Below are 24,500 nucleotides of genomic sequence, written 5' to 3'. Positions count from 1 at the left end.
AATAATTAATTTAGCTATTTTAGGTAATCTAATGGCCAGTGTTTGAAATAAATATGATTAGCTTGCCAGTCTACTTTTTCTGTATTGTCGCTTAATAAATGGCGCGCCACCGTAAAGGCAAATTCAAAACTCACACCTAATCCTTTTGCACTGATAAACTTTCCATCAACAACAACATCTTGATCAAGATAATGACCATCATCGTATTTATCTGCTAATTTATCGCCAGTACTGTAATTACGACCGTCAAGAAGATGATGTGCTGCTAATACTTTGGCTCCGGAAGAGCACAGTGCACAAATATATTTATCTTCAGCAATATGGCGTTTAATAAATTGAATAACTTGCTCGTTAGCGCATAAACGATCGGTACCTTTAGGTCCACCCGGCATCATTATTGCGTCATAGCTATGCGTCAGCTTTTCAGCTAATAGAAAATCAGCACTGATTTTAGTTTCAAAATAAGTATTTAATACCAAACTATCCATGCAAGAAAGCACGTCAACATGAATATCAAGACGGCGCATGATATCAATAAAAACAACAGCTTCACCTTCTTCAAATCCATCAGCTAATAAAACGGCAACCTGTTTCATTTTATTTATCCCTTATGTGTTTTTAGTAATGAGTGGATACTTTGAATATGATTAACAATGGTTTCTTTATCTTGTTTATCAATTGTATCTGCTGTGGCAATCCAGCTTCCTCCGCAAGCAACAACTTGTGGAATAGCAAGATAATCACTCACGTTATTTAAACTAATGCCACCGGTAGGCATAAATTGGGCTTGGGCGTAAGGTGATGCTAATGCTTTTAGCATTTTTACACCGCCAGAGGCTTCTGCAGGGAAAAATTTAAGTAAGGTTAAGCCTTTTTCAAGTGCGATCTCGATTTGGCTTGGATTGTTAATACCCGGCACAATATCAATGCCGTTATTAAGGCAGTAATCAACGGTACTTGGGTTGTAGCCCGGAGAAATAACAAAGCGAGCTCCAGCTTCTTTTGCCATATCTGCTTGTTGTGCGGTCAATACTGTTCCTGCGCATAATATTAGCTCTGGGAAGTGTTCATGCATGCGTTTTATGGCTTTGGCTGCTGCTGGTGTACGAAAGGTAATTTCGGCAACAGGTAATTGATTTTGGGTTAGAATTTCACCCAGCCAGATTGCATCTTCAGCGCGATTAATTTGGATCACGGGGATCACTTTCAGTGATGAAAGAGTATCAACAATTGACTGTGTCATGGTTATCCTTGATGAGTGTGTAGAATGGATCAGTAATTTCATGAGGAATGATGGCACCCTGGTGTTGAATAACGAGTCCAGCTAAGGTGTTTCCCCAAAAACAGCACGTAGGTAAGCTGTGATTTTGTAGCCAAGCAGCAATAAATGCAGCATTAAAAGAGTCACCTGCGGCGGTGGTATCAATAACAGAATCGATAGGGGTGGGAGAAACATAGCCTGTATTTTTGCCATCAGACCAGTAAGCTCCATGAGCACCCAATTTGACTATGACGTTCTGATTACCCCATTGATGAAGGCAGTGTGCTATGTCTTGTTCTGTCAACGCGGGTTGTTGCCAAAGTATTTGTTCATCATCACCAGTGACTAAAGCGATATCGCTAATGCTATAGAGTTTCTCAAACCACTCTTGTGCATGAGGTATTGAATCCCATAAACGTGGTCGATAATTTGAATCGACAATTAAGGTGAGCCCTCGTTGTTTAAGATGGGTTAATTGCGCGAGTAGTGCCTCTTTACCTTCTGGCGTTAAAATGGCAAGAGAAATACCACTAAGATAAATCACACTATTATCAGGTAGTGCGTTGAGATGTGTGGCAAAACGCCGATCAGTCGCAATATAACGTGCGGCAGCATCATTACGCCAATAGTGGAAACTACGCTCACCGCAAGCATCAATTTCAATGGCATATAGACCAGGGAGCTTTTCGGGAATAGTAATGATAGATTGGCAGTTGATCCCTTCGTTTTCCCATGCTTTTTGCATTAAAGCACTGTAAGTATCAGTGCCTAAACCAGTTATATAATGAGGATGTAATGAAGGGATGAGTCGTGATAAATAGAGTGCTGTATTTAACGTATCACCACCAAAACGCTGTTGTTGTGGTAAAAATGGCTGACCACTCAGCTCTATCATACATTCGCCAATAACGGCGACAGTTTTATTTGTCTTCACAGTTTCCCATCACTTTTACAGACACGAATTTTATCAGCAACCACCGCTTTCATTGCAGCTTTGCCCGGGACAAGGTAATGACGAGGATCACTGGCATCAGGGTTGTCCAAGAAGTACTGCTTGATTGCGTTAGAGAAAGCTATTTTTAGCTCAGTTGCAACGTTAACTTTGCAAATTCCTAAATCAATGCAATGACGTACATCTGCATCAGGAATACCCGATGCGCCATGAAGAACTAAAGGAATATCTGTTTTTTGACGAATAATCTCTAAGCGATCAAAATCCAGATGAGGTTCATGTTTGTACATACCATGTGCTGTCCCGATTGCAACAGCTAATGAGTCAATCCCCGTTGCTTTGATAAATTGTACCGCTGAATCAGGATCGGTAAATAGGGCATCTTTTGTATCAACGATAAGATCATCTTCTTGCCCACCAAGGCGACCCAACTCAGCCTCTACCGTACAATCCCAATGATGGCAGAAATTAACCACTTCTTTGACGATGCGAATATTTTCTTCAAAATGAAAATGAGAGGCATCGATCATGGCGGATCGCACACCTGAAATGACTTTATGACAAATATCAGGAATGTCTTCATGGTGATCTAAATGTAGCGCAACAGGGATACGATATTGTTCTGCAGCCTGCTGGCAAATAGAGATTAAATAATCACTACCGGCATAAGCAAACGTGCTCGGTGTACCCGCTAAGATCACCGGTGATGCCATCTCAGCGGCTGTTTCCATCACAACTTGAATGGTTTCCAAGTTATGAATATTAAAAGCAGGCACAGCATAATTTTCACGCTGTGCTTTATTGAGCATATTACGAGTAGAAACCAGATACATGTTTGCCTCTCATCTTTCGTTTAATTACGAATTATAATAAACGAAAGAAATGGAAAGGTAAAAGATCTAAATCACATTTTTATTTCCTTTGTACTGAAAGCAAATGAAAGGTGACTAGAAAAAATGTGCCATTTTAGAGCTATAACTGGTGATCCCTTTGCGTAATAAATTATTTTTCGGTCGTCTTGACTGTCCTATCACGGTTTCAGCGATTTTTTGTGCTAAGGTCTGTTTTTCTAAACGGCGAGTTAATGGTGTTTGCTGCGTTGTATAATCTTCACAAAAAATGACGTTTACCTCTTGTGTGGCTTTCACGCCAGTCACCAACGCTTGAATCGCAGGAATTTCGAAACGAAAGTTATCTTTTTCAATCGGTAAAGGAAGTGAAGGTGTTTGCCATAAGTTGATACGATCAGCACAATAAAGCGCAATAATTACGGCACGCAATGACCAAAAACTACTGGCAGGTCCACTGTAGTTATCAACCAAACGAGGATCGTGAGTAAATAAGCCTTGAGTGGGGGCACCATTTTTTAATGCGCCTTGAGAAATAAAATAACGCAAACTACTTTCAAACGCGCGTTTTGCCTCGCCCACTTTTACTGAAGAACAATGTAAATCGACACCTGCTAATAATGGCGCAGAAACCGCAAGGCGATAGCAGGCACTTCGACCAAAGAAAGGAATACCTTTTGGTGTCATAAAATAAAGGTAATGTTGATTAAAGGTATTAAGTGATTGAGTAATAAATGTTGTATCAAATTGAGGATCAATCTGCGCTAACCAATATAATGAATAGTAAAAACCCCAGGCATTGTAGTAATCATAGTTACCTTTTGCCCCATCACGAAACCATCCATCACCAACATAAAATGCTTTTAATCGCTCATAGCGCCAATGGGCAATAGTGTCTTTTCCTGTGAGTGCTTTAATGACAAATTGGACGGTAAGAGGGAAGAAATGCCAATTATTATCCACAATTTCGCAGTGATTAACTTGTTCGAACCAAGTAATAATCTGTTGTTGTATGGCAGGTGTTAATGTATCCCACACCCATTCACGGCTGATCCAAAGAGTGAGCGCTAAATCAGATGCTTCACAAATTCGTTGATCGTAATCTTCAAGCTTTCCCCAATATCCTTTATGAAGTGGATCTGTGCCATGAATGAAGCTTTGTTTGATGATTAAAGGTAAGTTGAAAGCTTGATGATTTAATCCCATCAACGTACTTTTTTTGCTGCTAACTACCCATGCGGCAAGTAGAGGAAGTACTCGGCTAACCCCTTCAAGAGCATCCGTTCTTGCCGTTTGTTGTCCAGGGCTTCCGGGATAATAAGCATGAGAGTAACCCCAGATTTGGTAATGATGAAAAGCCTGTGTGACATACTGTGTCAGCATTTCACATAAAGAGAAAAGTGACTGGTTTTCATCATTAAAAAAGTCGGTGATCGTTTTATCATAGCGACGATAAGCCGATTTTCTGACTAATCGTCGAATGATATTTTCCTTAAATAAGCGTTGGTAGATTTCTACGTTCGGGTGCTCATAAGGGAGTTTGGGACGTGCTGAAGATGCAATTTCAATAGCCATTTTCGTATCTCAGAAAAAAGACGCATCCTTGCGAAACAAAACGGAAGTTGAATATTAAGGTTTTGCAGAATCCACAAGTATTTGATAGTGATCTTGTCCCCAAACAACGGGCTTGGGCTTATCTTTGATCCACTGGTAATACGCATTTTTTAGCTCTGCTACTTTTTGCGGATTCTGTTTAGCAAGATCGATTGATTCCGCCGGATCTTTTTTATCGTTAAAAAGTTGAGGCTGATTTTTCCCGTCATCATAAAAATAGAGCGCCCATTCACCGTCACGTACAGCCCAAGCACCTTTAGAGAGTTTTTCTAAATTAGGATTTGTAGGCGGTGTTTTACGCTGATAGGTTATCCATTGGTAATATCCGTGCCAAAACTCTTGGTTTTCTTCACTGTAATGTTTAGTGCCGGGACCTGCCCAATAAAGATAGTTGTGAGGGGATTGTGTGGTTTCGCCTTTAAGCAAAGGCATGATGTTTTTCCCTTCAACGTTAAGATTGTCAGGGATCGCAATACCGGCTGTTTGTAGTGCTGAGGGTAAAATATCGAGTGCGGAGATCATCTCATCACTTTTTGTGCCTGCTGGAATAGTACCGGGTTGATAAGCAATAAAAGGTACTCTAACGCCACCATTAAACATTTGTCCTTTAAAGCCTCTATCCATTGCATTCATTGGCATGGGGGATTCATTAACTGCACCATTATCGGATAAGAAAAAGATCAGGGTATTTTCTAGCTCACCGTTTGCTTTTAGTTTTGCAATAATTTGACCAATACCTTCATCTGCTGCATTTAATGCCGCAAAGTATTTATCTGCTTCAACATTACCTGTATCAAATTTCTCCATGTATTTAGCTGGTGAGGCTTGTTCTAATGGAATATGAGGAACGCTATAAGAGAGATTAATAAAGAAGGGTTTATCTTTATGTTGATCGATAAATTTTAATGTTTCATCTGTTAAAAGATGAGTGGTATAGCCTGGGGCAGGAACATTGACACCATTACGCCAAAATGCAGGCGAATTCCATAAAGCCACGCCTGATGCATAATAACTAAAATCATAATCGAAGCCACGTTCATGGGGGGCATAACCTGCTTCTGGCGTTGAGATCATGTTGTCGTGATAATCGCGAGTTTGCTTATTTTCATTAATTTTCGGTTTGCGGATCACTTTTGCATTATGCCATTTACCGATACTCGCGGTGGCATAGCCATTTTCTTGGAAAAGTGAAGGCAATAGTTTGATATCTTGAGGAATACCTAAAATCGCATCGTCATTACTGTAAGTGCCAAAACTGGCGGGGGAGCGCCCAGTAAAGATCCCTGCTCGTGAAGGACCACAAACAGGGTGTGCAACAAATGCATTAGTCATTTTTGCGCCATTTGCCGCCATATCGCTGACATTAGGCATGGCAATGCGAGCGGCTTCTACCATTTTGTTGATATCACCTTCATAACGTGGCGGTGTCGCTCTTTGCGCTAATGCATCAACATCTAAGGTATCCAGTACAAAATCAAGTTGTCCTGTGCCTAAATCATCCATCACTATCAGTAAAATATTCGGCTTTTCAGGTGTACCACCTGCATTGGCAGATATTGGAATATTTAAACATGACGTAGCAATCAGCCCAGCGAGTAAGCTTTTTTTAACAGAAGGTAAGATCACGGATTGTCTCCAGAATAAATAAGATAAAATAAAAAAGGGTTACTTTAGATAGTTTTTTTTCATCGCAGGAAGCGCATCACTCGCGAGACCGCCTTGTGAAATAGCTTGTTGCATTAGTTGCATACCTATCGCTGTATGATGAAATATTTTTTTATAAGAGCGACACAGGTAGTTATGACGATGTTTTTCGCCTTCAATCGCAATAATGCGATGTTTAGGACAGCCGCCATAACATAAGCTTTGCACTTCACACTGTTTGCAAAGATCGGTTTGTTTATCATATTTATTTTGACCAAAACGCCGTTGCTGTTTTGAAGTCGCTAAATGAGCGAGGCTATTTTGATGAATATTGCCTAAATTATTGGCGGGATAGACATAGTGATCGCAAGAATAAACATCACCATTGGCTTCAATGATCAATGCCTGACCACAGGTTTTAGATTGAATACAGGTTGATGCAGGATATCCCATCCATGTACCTAATAAACTATCAAATAATCGAATATATATTTTCCCGATATCGCCTTGTCGTATCCATTCATCAAATACTTCGGTCATAAATTGCCCGTAGCCTTCTGCAGGGACAGAAAATGGAGCTAATTGTGCATTGGGACCCGGAGCATAATGTCCTCCATGAGTATGAGGAAAGCGTCTATCAACTTCGACAATAGGAATAAATTGAAAGAAGGTTGAACCTAACCCTTTTAAGGCTTGATAAGTCTCTTTTCCTTTATTCCAATTTTGATCGTTAATGACAGTGAGTGTGTTAAATTCAACGCCATATTCATTGAGTAGCTGAATTGCACGCTTTACTCGTTCAAACGTCGGGCTACCATTAATTGAAATACGGTATTTATCGTGAACGGCTTCAATACCATCAATTGAAACGCCTAACAGAAAATGGTTATCAGCAAAAAATTGTGCCCATTGGCGATTAATAGCGATTGCATTGGTTTGAACACTATTTGTAATTGTCTTGCCGTTAGCAAATTGTTTTTGGTATTTGACGACTTGCTCAAAGAAGGCTAATCCTGCAAGCGTTGGTTCACCACCTTGCCAAGAAAAATCAACCTGATCTCCACTGTGTGACTGAATATAGTCTTTAATATAACGACGAAGTACACCATCTGGCATCACTGTATGACCAGTTGCTTTTGTCTCATCTTGAAAAATATTTTCTTTTTCCAGATAAAAGCAGTATTCACACTTAATATTACAGTGGTAGCTTGTAGGTTTTGCCATCATATGAAAATAAGCAGGTTGATTTAATGCCATTAGTCATTTCCTGAGTTTCTTTTTTATCCTGTTACATTACGTAAAATTTATCAAAACAAAAGAGATTAAAATCACAAATACGAAATATCGAAAGTAAATGAAAGGTTTTTATGAAAGTTTAATACGGTTATTTTCGATAAAAATATTTTCGATTTGATACTATTTCATATTTTATTGACTATTTGAGCTATTTATTTTGATTTGTTTTTCGAAAATAAATGAATGTAGTGAAGTTTTAATCTGTATTTTGTGAAATACGGCGAAATTAAATCTATATCATTGTGTTTTATCTAGCTATATATGGTGTAATCATAAGTATAGCGTTGCGTTATATCATTTTATTTATTGGAAACTGGTGGCCTCAAGGCTATTATTGAAGCTACACGAAAATAATCGTAAGCAATCGATAGTGATTCGAAACTTTGTGAAAGAGATCAAAAGTTTTGTTTTTTTGCATTGTCGGTAAAAATTGGCGTAGTAAACTACATTCGAAACCAATCGAAAGAAAGTCTTTTGGTTTCGTAAGGAGACGAAAGTGAAAGCGGCAGTTGAGAGGCGTATGGAAATCCTCGATATGGTAAACCAACAAGGTAAAGCCAGAGTCGAAGATCTCGCTGAATTATTTAAAGTCTCAAGTGTCACTATCCGCAGCGATCTAAGTTTTCTTGAGAAAAATGGTTATATCGTCCGCTCTCATGGGGCAGCAATTCCTAATACAGGATTTATTGCCGAATTGAGTATCCACGAAAAACGTGGGCAAAACGCGGGCATAAAAACCTTGATCGGGAAAGCTGCCGCAACGCTGATAAAGGATGGAGACACCGTCATTCTTGACTCGGGGACAACTACTCGCGAAATCGCGACGCATTTAAAGTCGCGTGAAAATGTAGTGGTCATGACTAACGGTCTGGATGTCGCAATGGAGTTAGCAAATACCTCAGGTGTAGAAGTATTAATGACCGGTGGTGTATTGCGAAAAAGTGCGTTGTCTTTTTCAGGCTCACAAGCTGAAAATAGTCTTAGAAATTACCGTTTTGATAAGGTGTTTCTAGGCGTTGACGGATTCGATTTACGTGTTGGTATCACCACACACAATGAACAGGAAGCCAGTCTTAACCGTTTAATGTGTGATATCTCAGAAACGATTATTGCGGTTGCAGATTCTACGAAATTCAGTAAACGCAGCTGTCATATGATCAGAGAATTTGGTGATATTGATATACTAGTGACCGATTCAGGTATTCCTGAAGAATATATTCAGGAACTAAAAGATCACAAAATCGAAGTGATTATCGTTGACGATAAGGCATCGTAATTTGCTAACTCCATTAGCAACACCGCCGGTGTTGATTATGGAGTTAGTATTTAATGCATCCTTTAGAAAAGATTGTTCAGCAACACAAATCAGGCAAACAGAATGGGATTTATTCTGTTTGTTCTGCCCATCCTTTAGTAATAGAAGCAGCTCTATTACAAGCGCTGGATAATGATTCCTTTCTGCTAATTGAAGCCACCTCTAATCAGGTTGATCAGTTTGGTGGTTATACGGGAATGACACCCGCTGACTTTTACCAATATGTTATTGAACAGGCGGAAAATGTCGGTTTTCCTATTGAGAAGCTTATTCTTGGTGGTGACCATTTAGGGCCTAATCGTTGGCAACACCTTAACGCTGAAGAAGCAATGGCAAATGCAGATGTGTTGATTGCACATTATGTTGCCGCGGGTTTTAAGAAAATCCATCTTGATTGCAGTATGTCTTGTGCTGATGATCCCATACCTTTAACGGATGAAATTGTCGCATCTCGTGCCGCTCGTCTCGCTGTCATTGCAGAAAATACGGCAAAAAAGGCATTTGGTACAAGTGATATTGTTTATGTTGTTGGTACAGAAGTGCCCGTTCCTGGTGGCGCAGCCGAAGAACTTGATACTGTTGAAGTGACTTCACCGGATGCGGCCCGTAAAACATTAGAGTGTCATCGACAAGCGTTTCAAGATGTCGGTGTTGGTGATTGCTGGGAACGCGTTATTGGTTTGGTGGTTCAACCCGGCGTTGAATTTGATCATACGGGTATCATTGATTATCAACAAGAAGAAGCACAAGCATTAAGCCAAGTGGTCAATGATTATTCTCATCTTGTTTTCGAAGCTCACTCTACGGATTATCAAACTAAAGAAGCTTATAAACAGCTCGTTCATGATCACTTTGCCATTTTAAAAGTAGGACCCGCACTAACCTTTGCAATGCGTGAAGGTTTATACGCACTTTGCTCCATTGAAGAAACATTATTCCCTCTAGAACAGTGCTCTAGATTACGTGAAAAAATGGAGCAACTGATGTGCCGTGAGCCAGGATTTTGGCAAAAATACTATCATGGTGATGAGCATCAACAAGCCTTTGCCCGAGTATATAGCTTTAGTGATCGCATTCGTTATTATTGGCCCGATGCTGAAATTAATGCCGCCATCGACATACTCATGGATAACTTATCCGTTAAACCTATTCCATTACCGTTATTGAGCCAATATCTGCCTTATCAATTTACCCAATTTAGAGAAGGCGTGATTGACGGATCGCCTAGATCTTTTGTTATTGCGAAAATTCGTGATGTGTTATCGGTTTATGCCGATGCGTGCTATGTCCATTAATTGAGGGAAACCATGGAATATTTAAGTTATCAGATCGCTCAATTGGAGCAACTGAATGCATTTTGGACTGCGAAAGAGATTGAGCAACAACCAGAATGTTGGAAGAAAACATGGCAGTCAGTGAAAGAGAAACGTGCTGATATTGCATCTTTTTTAAATAAAGCGCTCGCAGTACCTCATGCGCGAATTATTTTAACTGGTGCTGGCACATCAGCGTTTGCTGGAAAAGCATTAGCCCCTATTTTAAGTGGTCATACAAAACGTCGAGTAGATGCGATTGCAACAACAGATTTGGTGGCTGATCCACAAGAGTATTTAGCGGAAGACATCCCTACGTTATTAATTTCTTTTGCTCGCTCAGGTAATAGCCCAGAAAGTGTGGCGGCGTTAGATGTGGCAACGGAGTGTCTATCACAGTGTTATCACTTAGTGCTGACATGTAATGCCAATGGCAAGCTTTATGAGTATTGCCAAAATAATAGCAGTGCATTGGCATTGTTGATGCCAGAAGAATCAAACGACCGTTCTTTAGCAATGACCTCTAGCTTTTCATCCATGATGATGGCTGCGGTGACTATCTTCTTAGGTGATAACGTTTTTAGTGACGCTATCGCCCCTTTCTTTAGTCACTATAAGACACAGTTTAATAAGGCGAATCAAATTATTAGGGATAAATATGCCGGTAAGTTTAAACGGGTTATTTATCTAGGAAGTGGTGGATTGCAAGGTTTAGCACAAGAAGCTGCATTGAAAATGTTAGAGCTTACCGCAGGGAAAGTGGTTGCGAGTTTTGACACTCCATTAGGTTTTCGACACGGACCTAAGTCTATCGTAAATAAAGAAACTTTAGTGGTGATGTTTTTCTCTAATGATCCTTATACACGTCAATATGAGACTGACTTATTACGAGAGGTTATTCACGATAATGCATCAGGTAAGGTGATCGCGATCACCGCACGAAATGATAACGCTTTCTCACCTGAGAGTTTTGTTTATATTCCAGCGTTAGAGAACTGTTCTGATGTGGCGCTATTGTTCCCTTACTTGATGTTGGCGCAATCATTCGCATTTCACAGTTCCATTGCACTAGGGAATACGCCTGATAACCCGTCTCCGACAGGAGAAATCAACCGCGTTGTACAAGGCGTCACAATTTATCCGTTCTCACATAAAAAAGACGACACACAGTCTGCTTTAAATTAATAAAATATAATAAGAGAGCTAATCATGAACACACCAAATATTGTCTGGACCCGCATTGATGAACGTTTACTCCATGGTCAAATCCGCATTACATGGGGCAAACATACAGAAGCAAACCTGATTTTAGTGGCTAATGATGATGCAGCAGAAGGCCCTAATGCGGCATTTATGCAAGCAGGAATGAAAGCATCAGCAGGTGGCGAATACGCTGTGCGCTTCTTCTCTATTCAAAAAACGATTGATGTTATTAGTAAAGCATCTCCTCGTCAGAAAATTTTTGTTTTGTGTAATAACCCGAAAGATGTTGCCCGTTTAGTGGAAGGTGGCGTGCCCATTACTCACTGTAATGTTGGCAATATGCATTTTCATGAAGGGAAACGCCAAATTGCAAAAACCGTATCAGTCAATGATGCCGACATTGAGGCGTTTAAAAGCCTTGTCGCAAATGGTGTAACTTGCACAATTCAAAACACCCCCGATCAGACGCCTGTTGATGTGTTAGCACTCGCATCAGCCTGATAAATTCCTGAACAAAAAACCTGCATTAGCAGGTTTGAGGATTATTTATGATTTTTGAAGCTTCTTTAGTGGCTTTATGGGCCTTCTTTTGCGGTATAGATAAGTATGACGTTGCATTAAATATTCACAGACCATTAATCACAGGACCTGTTGTGGGGCTGATTATGGGGGATATGCAGGTTGGATTGATTGCCGGTGCAACATTAGAACTTGCATGGTTAGGACTTGTTCCTAATGCTGGCGCTCAGCCACCTGATGTGACATTAGGAACGATCGCGGCGGTTGCTTTTGCGGTAATGACAAACCAATCACCAGAAGTTGCAATGGGAATTGGGATGCCTATTGCTGTGTTAATGCAAATGCTCGTCATTGGTTTCTTTGCTGTGACCGCTTTCACCATGGGGAAAGCAGATAGATACGCAGAGAGAGCCGATGCAGCAGGTGTTTCACGACTCCTGATCATCACGATAACGGTACGTTCATTACTCTATGCTTTGGTTGCTTTTGTTACGGTTTATTTCGGTGAACATGCCGCTCAGTGGATTGATGAAAATACCCCCAAAGTCTTGCTAGAAGGTTTAGGTATTGGTGCGAAAATGGTTCCTGCAATTGGTTTCGCCATGTTGCTAAAAATTATGTGGTCAAAAGAAGTGGCGGGTGTGTTCTTTATTGGCTTCGTGATGACGACTTATCTCAAACTTCCAATTATGGCGGTCGCTATTTTAGGCGCGTCAGCCGCAGCACTTTACTTCTTCTTTAGTGGTAATAACAAAAATTCAAGTCAGCAGAATGAGGATTTCGAAGATGGTATCTGATAACAGCACCGCATTGAAAACGCAGGATAAACCAGAAACGGGTTCTTTGATTGATGGCATTGACGAGTATCAAGATACCACTGTCAGAAAAGTGATCACGAAAGGCGATCTCTGGAAGTGTGCGTTCCGTGGCTTGTTTATGGAAGGTAACTTCAACTTTGAACGTATGCAAGGTGGCGGGTTTGCGTTCTCAATTATTCCAGCATTGAAAAAAATCCACGGAAATAATAAACGTGACTATGCAACATCATTAAAGAACCATCTGCAATTTTTTAATGCAAGTCCAAAGCTGTTTACCTTCCTCTTAGGAACCGCTGTTGCAATGGAAGAAAACAAAGAAAAGCCTTCCACTGTTAACGTGATGAAAGTAGCAGGCATGGGACCGACTGGGGGCATAGGTGATGCTATCGATCATATGACCTTAATGCCACTGACATTAGCATTAGGTGCTTCCATTGCAATGGAAGGGTCAATTGCTGGGCCTTTTGTTTTCTTCTTTTTATACCAAATTGTGCACTTTTTAGTGTATTTCGGGCTGATGTTCATGGGCTATCGCGCAGGTACGGCGGCAATGGTCAATATGAGTGATGCCACTGAAAAACTGGCTAAAGCTGCCAATATCATGGGTATTTTTGTTATCGGTGCACTCAGTGCGACCTTTATCAAGGTGCAAACCACCGCCTCGCTAGAGTTGGGAGGGAAGGTGGTTGAATTGCAAACCGCGCTCTTTGACAAAATCATGCCGAATTTACTGCCTCTGTGCTTAGTTTTCCTGATGTACAAAATGGTGAAAAGCACCGGTTTTTGGGGTAAACCGCCGGTATTGATTTTCTCCACCTTAGCCTTTGGCGTTGTCGGTCACGTATTAGGATTCTTATAACAGAGAGCCTTTTTCACCGTCGTTATTGTCAGTCGAAATACATTATTAACTTGCTATAAACGGGCAGGAGAGTGTTCTGCTGCCCGCAAGGAGTCACTCATGATAGGTCTTATTGTTTCAGGGCATCTTAATTTTGCCTCTGGTATGGCATCCGCTGTAAAAGCGATTGCTGGAGAACAGGACGATATCGCGTTTATCGATTTTGTTGAGTCAATTTCCCCTGATGAATTAGAAGAAAAAATGCGTGAAGCAATTGATTCAATGTCATGTCAGCAATATCTCTTTTTAACGGATTTACCCGGTGGCACCCCTTGTAATCGTGCAATGGCAATTATGATGCAAAATCCTGCTGTTGAAGTGCTAGCTGGGGTGAATCTACCGATGATTGTTAATGCTGCTTTTGAACGGGAAGGATGTTCAACGTCAGAGTTAGTGCAAACGTTACGCGAAATAGGTCAAGAAAGCATTCAAGATATTCGTGAGCAATTAGCTCAAATAGACAGCAATGATGTTGAAGAAGAAGACGGTTTATGAGTCAGCGATATGCCATTTTGGCAGATAGAACCTTTACACCAGAAGGAATTCGTTATCTTTGCTATGTCTGTGTTAAAGGCGATGTTATTGAATCAATCACCACGCAAGCGCCAACAGATTGCCCCATTATTCGTTTAAACGGGAAATCGTTATTACCGGGTTTTGTGGATATTCATATTCATGGTCGTGAAGGTGCGGATGTAATGGATGCGACTCAGCAAGGATTACAAACCATTGCGGATGCACTTGTGAAAACAGGTGTGGTTGCTTGGGTTGGTACAACAGTAACAGCACCGATGGACGATATTCGCCAAGCATTGTCACAAGTACGTGAATTTTTATCAAAGCCCCAAACGTCTGGTGCGCTATTACTCGGTAGCTTTTTAGAAGGACCTTATTTTACGGAGCGCCATAGAGGTTCGCATCCGGTGAAATATCTAAAAGCGCCAACCATATCAGAGCTAGAAACACTGCTTGAAAGTGCGGGGGACACATTATTGCGTGTTGCTGTTGCACCAGAAGCTCAAGGCTCGATGGAGGCGATTGATTGGTTGGTCAAGCGAGGTATTAAGCCAAGCGTGGCGCATACCGCGGCAACTTATGAACAAACATCAGATGCATTTTTGCATGGCGCAGACTGTGGTGTGCACTTGTATAACGGTATGACGGGGCTTCATCATCGCGAGCCGGGATGTTGTGGTGCCGTGTTATATCACAATGTATTGGCGGAACTGATCGCAGATGGCATTCATGTTCATCCCGTTATGATGCAACTAGCGTATCGCATGAAAGGCTACCAACAACTCGCTTTAATTACAGATTGCATGCGTGCGGGGGGATTACCTGATGGTGACTACACGCTGGGCGCTCAAACAGTGAACGTCACCCAAGGTCAAGCAAAAACAGCCGATGGCTCTTTGGCTGGGAGTACTTGTAGCTTAGATAGCGCATTAAGAAACATGGTGCAACTCGCTCATGTCCCTGAGTGGGAAGCTGTGCAAATGGCGAGTGCGATCCCTGCTGAGTATCTCGGTATCGGCGATAAATTGGGTTATATCAAAGTGGGGCGACAAGCCAGCTTTGCTGTGGTGGATGAGTGTTTTCATCTCACCGATACATTCATCAGAGGAAATCATATTTACTCTGTATCCGGGGAAAATGCATAGCTTTTTTTAGTTATGCACCCATCTGTAAAAATGAGGTATTTATAATGGAAATTCGTCAGCCAATTCATAGTGAACATGCTAAAAGGCTTGATACAGAAGGACTTCGCAAGGAGTTCCTGATTGAAAACCTATTCTGTGAAGGGGAAATGAATCTCACTTATAGCCATATAGATCGCATTATTGTTGGCGGTATTGTTCCTACAACACAACCTTTAGCATTAATGGCTGGTAAAGCATTAGGCGTTGATTTCTTTTTAGAAAGACGTGAATTAGGTGCCATTAATATTGGCGGTGCTGGCAAAGTGATCGTCGATGGTGAAGTGTTTGATATTGGTGCTCGTGAAGCGATTTATATCGGAATGGGTGCTAAAAGCGTTGAGTTTACTAGTGACTGTGTAGAAACACCTGCGCGTTTTTATATGAATTGCGCGCCAGCCCATCACACTTATCCAACGCGCAAAATAACACAACAGCAAGCATCACCAGAAAAAATTGGTAACGCAGAAAACTGTAATGTTCGTACTATTTATAAATTCTTACATCCTTCAGTTTTGCCAACCTGCCAATTATCAATGGGGATGACGGTTCTTGAACCAGGTAGCTTATGGAATACCATGCCTTGCCATACCCATGAGCGTCGTATGGAAGTGTATCTCTATTTTGATATGAAAGATGACAATGTGGTTTTCCATTATATGGGTGAACCAACGGAAACTCGTCATTTAGTTGTTCGTAATGAGCAAGCAGTGATAAGCCCTAGCTGGTCAATTCATTCTGGCGTGGGCTCTGCATCTTATACCTTTATTTGGGGAATGGTGGGTGAAAATCAGGTATTCCACGATATGGATCATGTGGCAATGAAAGATCTGAAATAACCACAAATAGTCATATTTTCTTCTTATCCTACATATAAAAAGGTGTGGCAGTGATTGCTACACCTTAGAGGTTTCGTCATGAATTTATTTGATTTAAATGGCAAAGTTGCCATTGTGACAGGTTGCAATACAGGTTTAGGACAAGGCATGGCGATCGGCTTAGCACAAGCGGGTGCCGATATCGTTGGTGTGGGTATTCAAGATGCGCCTGAAACTCGCCAACAAGTCGAAGCGTTAGGGCGTCGTTTTCATTACATTACGCAAAATTTAATGAAACAAGATGGATTACAAGCGCTGGTGGATGAAGCCGTTTCTGTCATGGGGCGTATTGATATTTTAGTGAATAATGCAGGTATTATTCGCCGCGAAGATCTCTTGGCGTTTAGTGAAAAAGATTGGGATGATGTGATTGATATTAATCAGAAAACGTTGTTCTTTTTGTCTCAAAAAGTCGCCCGACAATTTGTTAAACAAGGTGAGGGTGGAAAGATAATTAATATTGCTTCTATGCTCTCTTATCAAGGAGGAATTCGTGTACCTTCTTACACCGCAAGTAAATCTGCCGTAATGGGATTAACTCGCGCATTGGCGACCGAACTCGCTCAATATAATATCAATGTAAATGCGATTGCTCCGGGCTATATGGCAACAGATAACACCGCTGCTCTGCGTGCTGACGATGTTCGTAATGCCGCTATTGTAGAGCGAATTCCTGCGGGACGTTGGGGAACGCCTGAAGATGTTGCTGGCCCTGCAATTTTCTTAGCTTCTAAAGCCAGTGATTATGTTAATGGATACACCATTGCGGTTGATGGTGGTTGGTTAGCTCGTTAATTTCATGGAGAAGTAGGATGGAACACGCTAATACAGAGACTTTGCAAAGAGAGTTTGTATTGCAAAACATGAAGCGAGTGTATCGTTATCAATCGGCTAATCAAGTTCGCAGTGTTCGCCGCCGTAGTGGTAAAACCCGTTTTATTAAAGACACAGATTGGGAGCGTGGTGTTTTTTGGAGTTGCGTAAGTGCAGCATGGCAGGCAACGCAAGACGAAGAGTATCTTAATGGTGTGTTGAATTACACGTTGCATACAGGATTTAGAACAGGGCCTAATGCTCGTTTCGCAGATGATCATATTTGTGCTCAAGCTTACCTTGCTGTAAGCCCGCTTTTTGAACAATCTGAAATTCTTGAGCCAACCATTAAAGCATTCGACATTATGCTTGATGATCCTAAACCGGGTCGTGAAGATTGGTGGTGGTGTGATGCTCTCTTTATGGCGCCTCCTGGTTTTGCTACGTTGGCTGAAATTACCAATGAACGACGTTATTTGGATTACATGCATACGGCTTATTGGGATGCGATTGAACATTTACGTGATCCTGAAACAGGGCTTATCTTCCGTGATCATCGCTATATTCCTGATGGCGAAGGCAATGAATTACGCGAAGCTAATGGTGAAAAAGTATTTTGGAGTCGTGGTATTGGTTGGGTTTTAGCTTCGATACCTCGTATCCTAAAATATATGCCTGATGATTATCATGGTCGTGAACGTTATATTGCACTGTTTAAAGAATTAGTGACATCCATCCTAGATTATCAACATGAAGATGGTTTTTGGCGAACGAGTTTACGTGATCCTGATAATTTTCCTGCACCAGAAAGTTCAGCAACAGCGCTATTTTGTTATGGACTGGCATGGGGAATTAATCAGGGAATATTAGAGAAAGAGGTGTATTTTCCTGCATTAAACAGAGCATGGTCAGCATTACAAACCTGTATTCATGACAATGGCATGATAGGTTGGGTTCAACTTCCAGCATTTAACCCTCGTGAAGTGAAGTTCGAACATAATATGGATTATGGTGCTGGTGCTTATTTATTAGCAGGGAGTGAAGTGTTAAAACTTTCGTTAAATAACTAGTCCCTTGATATTGTCGCTTTGTTTTTTTACGCTTCACATACCTTCTACGCAATATATTCCTATTTAGGATGCCGACCAAAAAATAGGGTCGGCTTTTTTATGTTTAATATAATAAGAGGTAACGTGAGTCCGTTACCTCTTATTTTAATTTCGGGTGCTTAGATAAACATGCAATAATTGAAAAAAGGAAACTGTGGGGGAAATTCCTCCCCCACAAAATTAATATAATATAAAAGATATATTAATCTGAATCATTAAATATCCATTAGTTGGTATGAATAAATAAAAAGTGTATTCTCTAATAATACGTTACTCGATATTATCATCGTGACGATCATTAGCCCGATTAAAGAATATTTCTTCATTTCCTCTTGCACTCCGATAAAAATGGAGGCAGAATCAAATTGTTTGTGTTTGAGTCCGCCTCGGTTAATATAAATATATTTTCCGGGGCTTTTCTCTTTCTGGCTTTGGCAAAATGCTTGAACCAGATTGATCCAAGCACCCGCGCAGAGCATAGCAAACTATTAAAATGAGACAACACATTTATTATTAATAATAAATCATTCGATTTGTTTTTATTATTTTAAATAAGTAATTAATTCACTAACAGCGTGAGTAAATAAAATAAGAGGTAACATAAATCTGTTACCTCTTATTATAAATTAGGGTGCTTAGATAAATACACAATAGTTGAAAAAAGGAAACTGTGGGGGAAATTCCTCCCCCACAAAATTAATATAATATAAAAGATATATTAATCTGAATCATTAAATATCCATTAGTTGGTATGAATAAATAAAAAGTGTATTCTCTAATAATACGTTACTCGATATTATCATCGTGACGATCATTAGCCCGATTAAAGAATATTTCTTCATTTCCTCTTGCACTCCGATAAAAATGGAGGCAGAATCAAATTGTTTGTGTTTGAGTCCGCCTCGGTTAATATGAATATATTTTCCGGGGCTTTTCTCTTTCTGGCTTTGGCAAAATGCTTGAACCAGATTGATCCAAGCACCCGCGCAGAGCATAGCAAACTATTTAAACGAGACAACACATTTATTATCAATAATAAATCATTCGATTTGTTTTTATTATTTTAAATAAATAATTGATTCGTTAACTGCGTGAGTAAATAAAATAAGAGGTAACATAAATCTGTTACCTCTTATTATAAATTAGGATGCTTAGATAAACACACAATAATTGAAAAAAGGAAACTGTGGGGGAAATTCCTCCCCCACAAAATTAATATAATATAAAAGATATATTAATCTGAATCATTAAATATCCATTAGTTGGTATGAATAAATAAAAAGTGTATTCTCTAATAATACGTTACTCGATATTATCATCGTGACGATCATTAGCCCGATTAAAGAATATTTCTTCATTTCCTCTTGCACTCCGATAAAAATGGAGGCAGAATCAAATTGTCTGTTTTTGAGTCCGCCTCGGTTAATATGAATATATTTTCCGGGGCTTTTCTCTTTCTGGCTTTGGCAAAATGCTTGAACCAGATTGATCCAAGCACCCGCGCAGAGCATAGCAAACTATTTAAATGAGACAACACATTTATTATCAATAATAAATCATTCGATTTGTTTTTATTATTTTAAATAAGTAATTAATTCGCTAACTGCGTGAGTAAATAAAATAAGAGGTAACATAAATCTGTTACCTCTTATTATAAATTAGGGTGCTTAGATTCAACCGTAATCACTTAATGAGAAAACTGTGGGGGATTGCTCCCCCACAAGGTTAGTGTTTATTACTGATAAACTTAACCTGAACATTTATATATTCACTATTAATGGTGAAATTCTCGATTGGATTATTATAGAATAAAGTTATCAGTAATACAGTGATATTTATACTAATAACAATCACACTAATCAGAGAATATTTGTTCATTTTCTTGACAGCTCCTTTATAAGGAGGCAGAATCAAATTGTTATGGTTTGAGTCCGCCTCGGTTAATATGAATATATTTTCCGGGGCTTTTCTCTTTCTGGCTTTGGCAAAATGCTTGAACCAGATTGATCCAAGCACCCGCGCAGAGCATAGCAAACTATTTAAATGAGACAACACATTTATTATCAATAATAAATCATTCGATTTGTTTTTATTATTTTAAATAAGTAATTAATTCGCTAACTGCGTGAGTAAATAAAATAAGAGGTAACATAAATCTGTTACCTCTTATTATAAATTAGGGTGCTTAGATTCAACCGTAATCACTTAATGAGAAAACTGTGGGGGATTGCTCCCCCACAAGGTTAGTGTTTATTACTGATAAACTTAACCTGAACATTTATATATTCACTATTAATGGTGAAATTCTCGATTGGATTATTATAGAATAAAGTTATCAGTAATACAGTGATATTTATACTAATAACAATCACACTAATCAGAGAATATTTGTTCATTTTCTTGACAGCTCCTTTATAAGGAGGCAGAATCAAATTGTTATGGTTTGAGTCCGCCTCGGTTAATATGAATATATTTTCCGGGGCTTTTCTCTTTCTGGCTTTGGCAAAATGCTTGAACCAGATTGATCCAAGCACCCGCGCAGAGCATAGCAAACTATTTAAACGAGACAACACATTTATTCTCAATAATAAATCATTCGATTTGTTTTTATTATTTTAAATAACTAATTGATTCGTTAACTGCGTGAGTAAATAAAATAAGAGGTAACATAAATCTGTTACCTCTTATTATAAATTAGGGTGCTTAGATTAAACCACAATGACTTAATGAGAAAACTGTGGGGGATGAATCCCCCACAAGGTTAGTGTTTATTACTGATAAACTTAACCTGAACATTTATATATTCACTATTAATAGTAAAATTCTCGATTGGATTATTATAGAATAAAGTTATCAGTAATACGGTGATATTTATGCTAATAACAATCACACTAATCAGAGAATATTTGTTCATCTTCTTGACAGCTCCTCTATAAGGAGGCAGAATCAAGTTCTCGGGTTTGAGTCCGCCTCGGTTAATATGAATATATTTTCCGGGGCTTTTCTCTTTCTGGCTTTGGCAAAATGCTTGAACCAGATTGATCCAAGCACCCGCGCAGAGCATAGCAAACTATTTAAACGAGACAACACATTTATTATCAATAATAAATTATGCGATTTGTTTTTATTATTTTAAATAAGTAATTAATTCGCTAATTTTAGTTCTTAATAAAAGAAGAGTCTCGATATCAACATATCGAGACTCTTTAATTTAAATATTAGGGATACTACTTAACTAAATTAACAACTATTGGTGTTGCTTGAGTGGTGGTTGTCGTAATCAGCGTATTATTATTTTGATGTTTAATATTAATACCGGATTGAGGTGTTGCTAATTTCCACATTCCTTTTATGGCAATAGTGTTGTTTATCGGTTGAGGATCAGCGGTAAGCCATTGACGAGAATAAACACTTACCTCAACTTGATCCCCTTTATTATCAACTTGGTCAGCTTCAATGCCCTGATATAAATTTAAATCAGGATTAACAATACTTAGTGTTAATTGTTGTTTCTGTATTTTAGCCATGACCATCGTTGGTGAGTCACTCGACAATAATAAAGCTTGAGGAGAATTAATTTCGGTAGCTTCAAAGAAAGCGTATCCCTCTTCTTGGGTTATTTTATCTTTTACAGCATGAAGCTGATTATTATGTTGCAATACCGTGTATTCAGGTGCTTTCTTATCCTGTGATTCGATCGCTATCGCATACTCATAAGTTGCATTACTCGGTGCATTACCATGAGATATCACGGCTGTTGCAAATAGTTGTTCTGTTGGTTTGGAATTTCTATCATCCAGAGAATGTTGTTTTTGATAACTAAATTCTACTGTTTGTCCTTTACTTAACTTATATAAATTGCCAGCAGGATCAATTAAGGTATCTGCATTATTTAAAGTTAATTGAGTACCTAATTGATTCACTTTTTTACCATTAATTATCACTGATTGTAATTTAGGAACAGCAAATTGGAATAGTGTTGTTTCTGTCGGATGTTGTTTATCATCATTTTCAATCCCAGATCCTAACGCAATGACTCTATTATCAAATAAAAAATAGGATTTATTAGCCCTTAAGCTTTGCTGTTGATATTTACTGTGTCCATGTAATTTCATAGCAAACATACTGTTATTATTAAGTGTATTGGCACCAGAATAGCTTTCTGTTGAAAGTAACATTTCTTCAATACCAGCAGCAGGTAATTGATTAAGTTTTGCCTCAAGTTCGTTATAGGGAAGATGGATTGTCGTTGTTCCTGGATATCGGTTCCAATCCCATCCAGCATGGCTAAATCCTGATTGAGCTAAATCAGCAGGAATAATTTCCAATTGACCATACTGTAAATAACGTCCATAACGATTGTTATTTTCATAACTTTCATTACCAACAAGATAACGACTAAAACCGCGAGCGATCGCAAGCCAGCTTTGCTGTGGTGCTTGAATAGAGGCTCTACGTTGTATCGCCATTGAAGCATAGTTCATCGCCCATGCACCAGTGGGTTCATTTTCAGCGTTAATTCCTTCAAAACTGTCTTTGTTATCTAGTTTTGCATAGGCCGCAGCCAATGTCGCATCTACTTTTTGTTTTCCATCAGGTGTACCGGCTAATGCCATCCATTTAAATGGAGCAATTCCTATTTTATGTAATCCAGTGGGATGACGGCCACTGAGTACCACGGGAATTTGTGTCTCTTTAGTGTAGATGCGCATTTTTAATAACACATCTTTTAAACGCTCATGAGCGGCAGGTGAAAGCTGGAAAGGGGAATCACTTAGCGCATAAACACTCGGTGCTAAACCACCAAATGCATCTTTAGCGTAAGCAGGATAATGTTGCGAATGGTGAAAAATAGAACCATCAGGTTTGAAACCACCTGCAACACCTTTTGAACTTAGGATGGTTTTATTTAGCCAGTTTTGTAGTTGTGTTAAGGCTTGTTGGCGTTGTTGATAATCTGGCAACATCAGTAAGCTTTTTATCATCCACTGTAATTGAGTATTGAGAATATCGACATTTGCATCAACGATTTCATTATCTTTTTCAAAAATTCGCCCTGTCGCGTTGTACCACATCATGGCTTGTTGAGTGGGCGCTAAAAGGTTATTTTTTGCAAGAATATGACGACCAATAAACCATGCATCAAAAAGCTCTCTGGTTTGATATCCAACATGAGTAATAATTTGATAACCACTACCTCGTACAAAACCTTGTTCAAGGACGTAACGAGTGCCTAATAAATAAAGCGCTTCTAATTTTTTTCTATCGGCTACTGATAAGGAGTTACTACGCAAGTAAATAGCAGTTTGAAGCAGCGTTTTACCTACATCTCTTAGCATATTGGCATCGAGTAATGCTTTTTGGGTCTCTTCACTAAATACACCTTCAACTTTCATAAAGTTTTGTCGGTTAGGGTGATCGAGTGCTTTTCCTGTTATTGAGCCATCAGCTTGTTGTGTTAATTTTAATTTTTCCCAGAGTGCTAAATTTTTATCTAGCATGTCTGCGGTGATTTTTTTATCGCTATTAACGCCCTGATAATACTCAAAACGCTGATAAATTGATGCCATTTCAGCTTGATCATCATGAAACTCAGTATCGAAATTTAGAGTAGGATAATGGGTTTTAAACATCTGATCGTACATCAGTAAAGCACTCCAGTTTTTACTGACCATGGTGTTTACTGCATTATTGACATAAGGGGTTTGATAGTCAGGAACTGCCCAGCGATTATCTAACGGTACACTCATAATAATTTGATCAAAAAAGAGCGTTCCAGCTTGATTTGGGGCTGTAATGACTAATTGATCCAATTTTCCCGTTGCAGAGCCTTGCATATCACGAAAAGGAACGGCAATACCTCGCCATCCTGTAAAATTAAGCTGAATATCAAAACTTAATGCAATTTTATTCTTTTGCTTAAATTGCAATATTAATGGAGAAGCTTGAGGTTTTTCATTATAAATCCACATCATGAAAGTGAGTGGTGTCGCTGTATTTTTATCGTCCTGATAATTAACGATATTATTTAACGTTAATGTTGATTGGGGTTGATATTGCCACTTGAGTGATTGTTCACCCTCTTTAGCGTGCTGTTTACTCAGTGATAATTGGTCATTATCTGACGTGGTGAGAGTATTGGGTATCTCACTTTCAAAGAGATAAATATCACCGAAAGTTTCATGAGAAAGAGAAGGGGATGCTTGTGCGGGTAATGATAAGCATAAACTTAATGCCATTGCATGTGCTAAAGGATTTTTTATTAGCATAATCAGATTTCCTGCAAATAAAAAGGAACGCAAGTGCGTTCCTTTTAGTGATA

General features: G+C 39.3%; 20 protein-coding genes. 11 read left to right on the top strand and 9 right to left on the bottom strand.

Translation table 11 applies throughout. The features are described from left to right. Positions 1–14: 14 nt before the first annotated feature. The 7 genes from DK865_RS11165 to DK865_RS11135 form a co-directional block, all read right to left on the bottom strand. Entirely contained in the window at positions 15–596 is a 582-nt protein-coding gene (locus DK865_RS11165; RefSeq protein ID WP_023581433.1) for a DJ-1/PfpI family protein, read from the bottom strand. 5 nt (positions 597–601) lie between these two features. Further along, positions 602–1,243, bottom strand: a complete 642-nt coding sequence (locus DK865_RS11160; protein ID WP_109391943.1) for a bifunctional 4-hydroxy-2-oxoglutarate aldolase/2-dehydro-3-deoxy-phosphogluconate aldolase — start codon at positions 1,241–1,243, stop codon at positions 602–604. Further along, positions 1,224–2,195: a sugar kinase gene (locus DK865_RS11155; protein ID WP_109391942.1), complete on the bottom strand. Its 972-nt coding sequence runs from the start codon at positions 2,193–2,195 to the stop codon at positions 1,224–1,226. Before DK865_RS11155 ends, DK865_RS11160 begins: the two co-directional genes overlap by 20 nt. Continuing rightward, positions 2,192–3,046: a tagatose bisphosphate family class II aldolase gene (locus DK865_RS11150; RefSeq protein WP_109391941.1), complete on the bottom strand. Its 855-nt coding sequence runs from the start codon at positions 3,044–3,046 to the stop codon at positions 2,192–2,194. The genes DK865_RS11155 and DK865_RS11150 overlap by 4 nt, the downstream gene beginning before the upstream one ends. Before the next feature lie 114 nt (positions 3,047–3,160). Continuing rightward, the gene (locus DK865_RS11145) at positions 3,161–4,636 is read right to left on the bottom strand and encodes a DUF2264 domain-containing protein (protein WP_109391940.1); all 1,476 of its coding nucleotides are present in this window, start codon (positions 4,634–4,636) and stop codon (positions 3,161–3,163) included. Positions 4,637–4,690: 54 nt separating this feature from the next. Next, a complete protein-coding gene (locus tag DK865_RS11140) occupies positions 4,691–6,301 on the bottom strand; it encodes a sulfatase family protein (protein ID WP_109391939.1) in 1,611 nt (536 codons plus the stop codon). 39 nt (positions 6,302–6,340) lie between these two features. Further along, positions 6,341–7,576, bottom strand: a complete 1,236-nt coding sequence (locus DK865_RS11135; protein WP_109391938.1) for an anaerobic sulfatase maturase — start codon at positions 7,574–7,576, stop codon at positions 6,341–6,343. 535 nt (positions 7,577–8,111) lie between these two features. On the opposite strand from DK865_RS11135, the gene agaR reads away from it, so the two are divergent. The 11 genes from agaR (at position 8,112) to DK865_RS11080 (ending at position 18,139) form a co-directional block, all read left to right on the top strand. Further along, positions 8,112–8,891, top strand: a complete 780-nt coding sequence (gene agaR / locus DK865_RS11130) for a transcriptional repressor AgaR (RefSeq protein WP_036912386.1) — start codon at positions 8,112–8,114, stop codon at positions 8,889–8,891. Positions 8,892–8,944: 53 nt separating this feature from the next. Next, positions 8,945–10,225 carry a tagatose-bisphosphate aldolase subunit KbaZ gene (kbaZ, locus tag DK865_RS11125; RefSeq protein ID WP_109391937.1) on the top strand — a complete coding sequence of 427 codons (1,281 nt, stop codon included), beginning with the start codon at positions 8,945–8,947 and terminating at the stop codon, positions 10,223–10,225. A 12-nt stretch (positions 10,226–10,237) separates the two neighbouring features. Then, a complete protein-coding gene (locus tag DK865_RS11120) occupies positions 10,238–11,428 on the top strand; it encodes an SIS domain-containing protein (protein ID WP_023581439.1) in 1,191 nt (396 codons plus the stop codon). A gap of 24 nt (positions 11,429–11,452) precedes the next feature. Further along, positions 11,453–11,947, top strand: coding sequence for a PTS N-acetylgalactosamine transporter subunit IIB (agaV, locus tag DK865_RS11115; RefSeq protein WP_023581440.1), 495 nt, complete (start codon positions 11,453–11,455; stop codon positions 11,945–11,947). A 47-nt stretch (positions 11,948–11,994) separates the two neighbouring features. Then, entirely contained in the window at positions 11,995–12,762 is a 768-nt protein-coding gene (gene agaW, locus DK865_RS11110; RefSeq protein WP_023581441.1) for a PTS N-acetylgalactosamine transporter subunit IIC, read from the top strand. Then, positions 12,752–13,642, top strand: coding sequence for a PTS system mannose/fructose/sorbose family transporter subunit IID (locus DK865_RS11105; protein WP_023581442.1), 891 nt, complete (start codon positions 12,752–12,754; stop codon positions 13,640–13,642). Before agaW ends, DK865_RS11105 begins: the two co-directional genes overlap by 11 nt. A gap of 99 nt (positions 13,643–13,741) precedes the next feature. Continuing rightward, complete coding sequence (gene agaF / locus DK865_RS11100) at positions 13,742–14,176, top strand: PTS galactosamine/N-acetylgalactosamine transporter subunit IIA (protein WP_023581443.1); 435 nt, start codon at positions 13,742–13,744, stop codon at positions 14,174–14,176. After that, positions 14,173–15,342, top strand: coding sequence for an N-acetylglucosamine-6-phosphate deacetylase (gene nagA / locus DK865_RS11095; protein ID WP_109391936.1), 1,170 nt, complete (start codon positions 14,173–14,175; stop codon positions 15,340–15,342). The genes agaF and nagA overlap by 4 nt, the downstream gene beginning before the upstream one ends. Positions 15,343–15,386: 44 nt before the next feature. Beyond that, positions 15,387–16,217, top strand: coding sequence for a 5-dehydro-4-deoxy-D-glucuronate isomerase (kduI, locus tag DK865_RS11090; protein ID WP_023581445.1), 831 nt, complete (start codon positions 15,387–15,389; stop codon positions 16,215–16,217). 78 nt (positions 16,218–16,295) lie between these two features. Further along, on the top strand, positions 16,296–17,051 hold the full coding sequence (gene kduD, locus DK865_RS11085) for a 2-dehydro-3-deoxy-D-gluconate 5-dehydrogenase KduD (protein WP_023581446.1): 756 nt from the start codon (positions 16,296–16,298) through the stop codon (positions 17,049–17,051). Positions 17,052–17,068: 17 nt separating this feature from the next. Further along, the gene (locus tag DK865_RS11080; RefSeq protein ID WP_023581447.1) at positions 17,069–18,139 is read left to right on the top strand and encodes a glycoside hydrolase family 88/105 protein; all 1,071 of its coding nucleotides are present in this window, start codon (positions 17,069–17,071) and stop codon (positions 18,137–18,139) included. 770 nt (positions 18,140–18,909) lie between these two features. Here the strand turns inward: DK865_RS11080 and DK865_RS18875 are convergent. Then, positions 18,910–19,173: a hypothetical protein gene (locus DK865_RS18875; protein WP_228407771.1), complete on the bottom strand. Its 264-nt coding sequence runs from the start codon at positions 19,171–19,173 to the stop codon at positions 18,910–18,912. Between the two features lie 2,232 nt (positions 19,174–21,405). Then, the gene (locus tag DK865_RS11075; protein WP_109391935.1) at positions 21,406–24,447 is read right to left on the bottom strand and encodes a chondroitinase family polysaccharide lyase; all 3,042 of its coding nucleotides are present in this window, start codon (positions 24,445–24,447) and stop codon (positions 21,406–21,408) included. Positions 24,448–24,500: the final 53 nt, after the last annotated feature.

It is taken from the genome of Proteus cibi (assembly GCF_003144405.1).
In the GTDB taxonomy this organism is placed as follows: domain Bacteria; phylum Pseudomonadota; class Gammaproteobacteria; order Enterobacterales; family Enterobacteriaceae; genus Proteus; species Proteus cibi.
The sequence above is the reverse complement of the archived record's forward strand: the minus strand, read 5'-3'. Positions and strand labels throughout refer to the sequence as shown.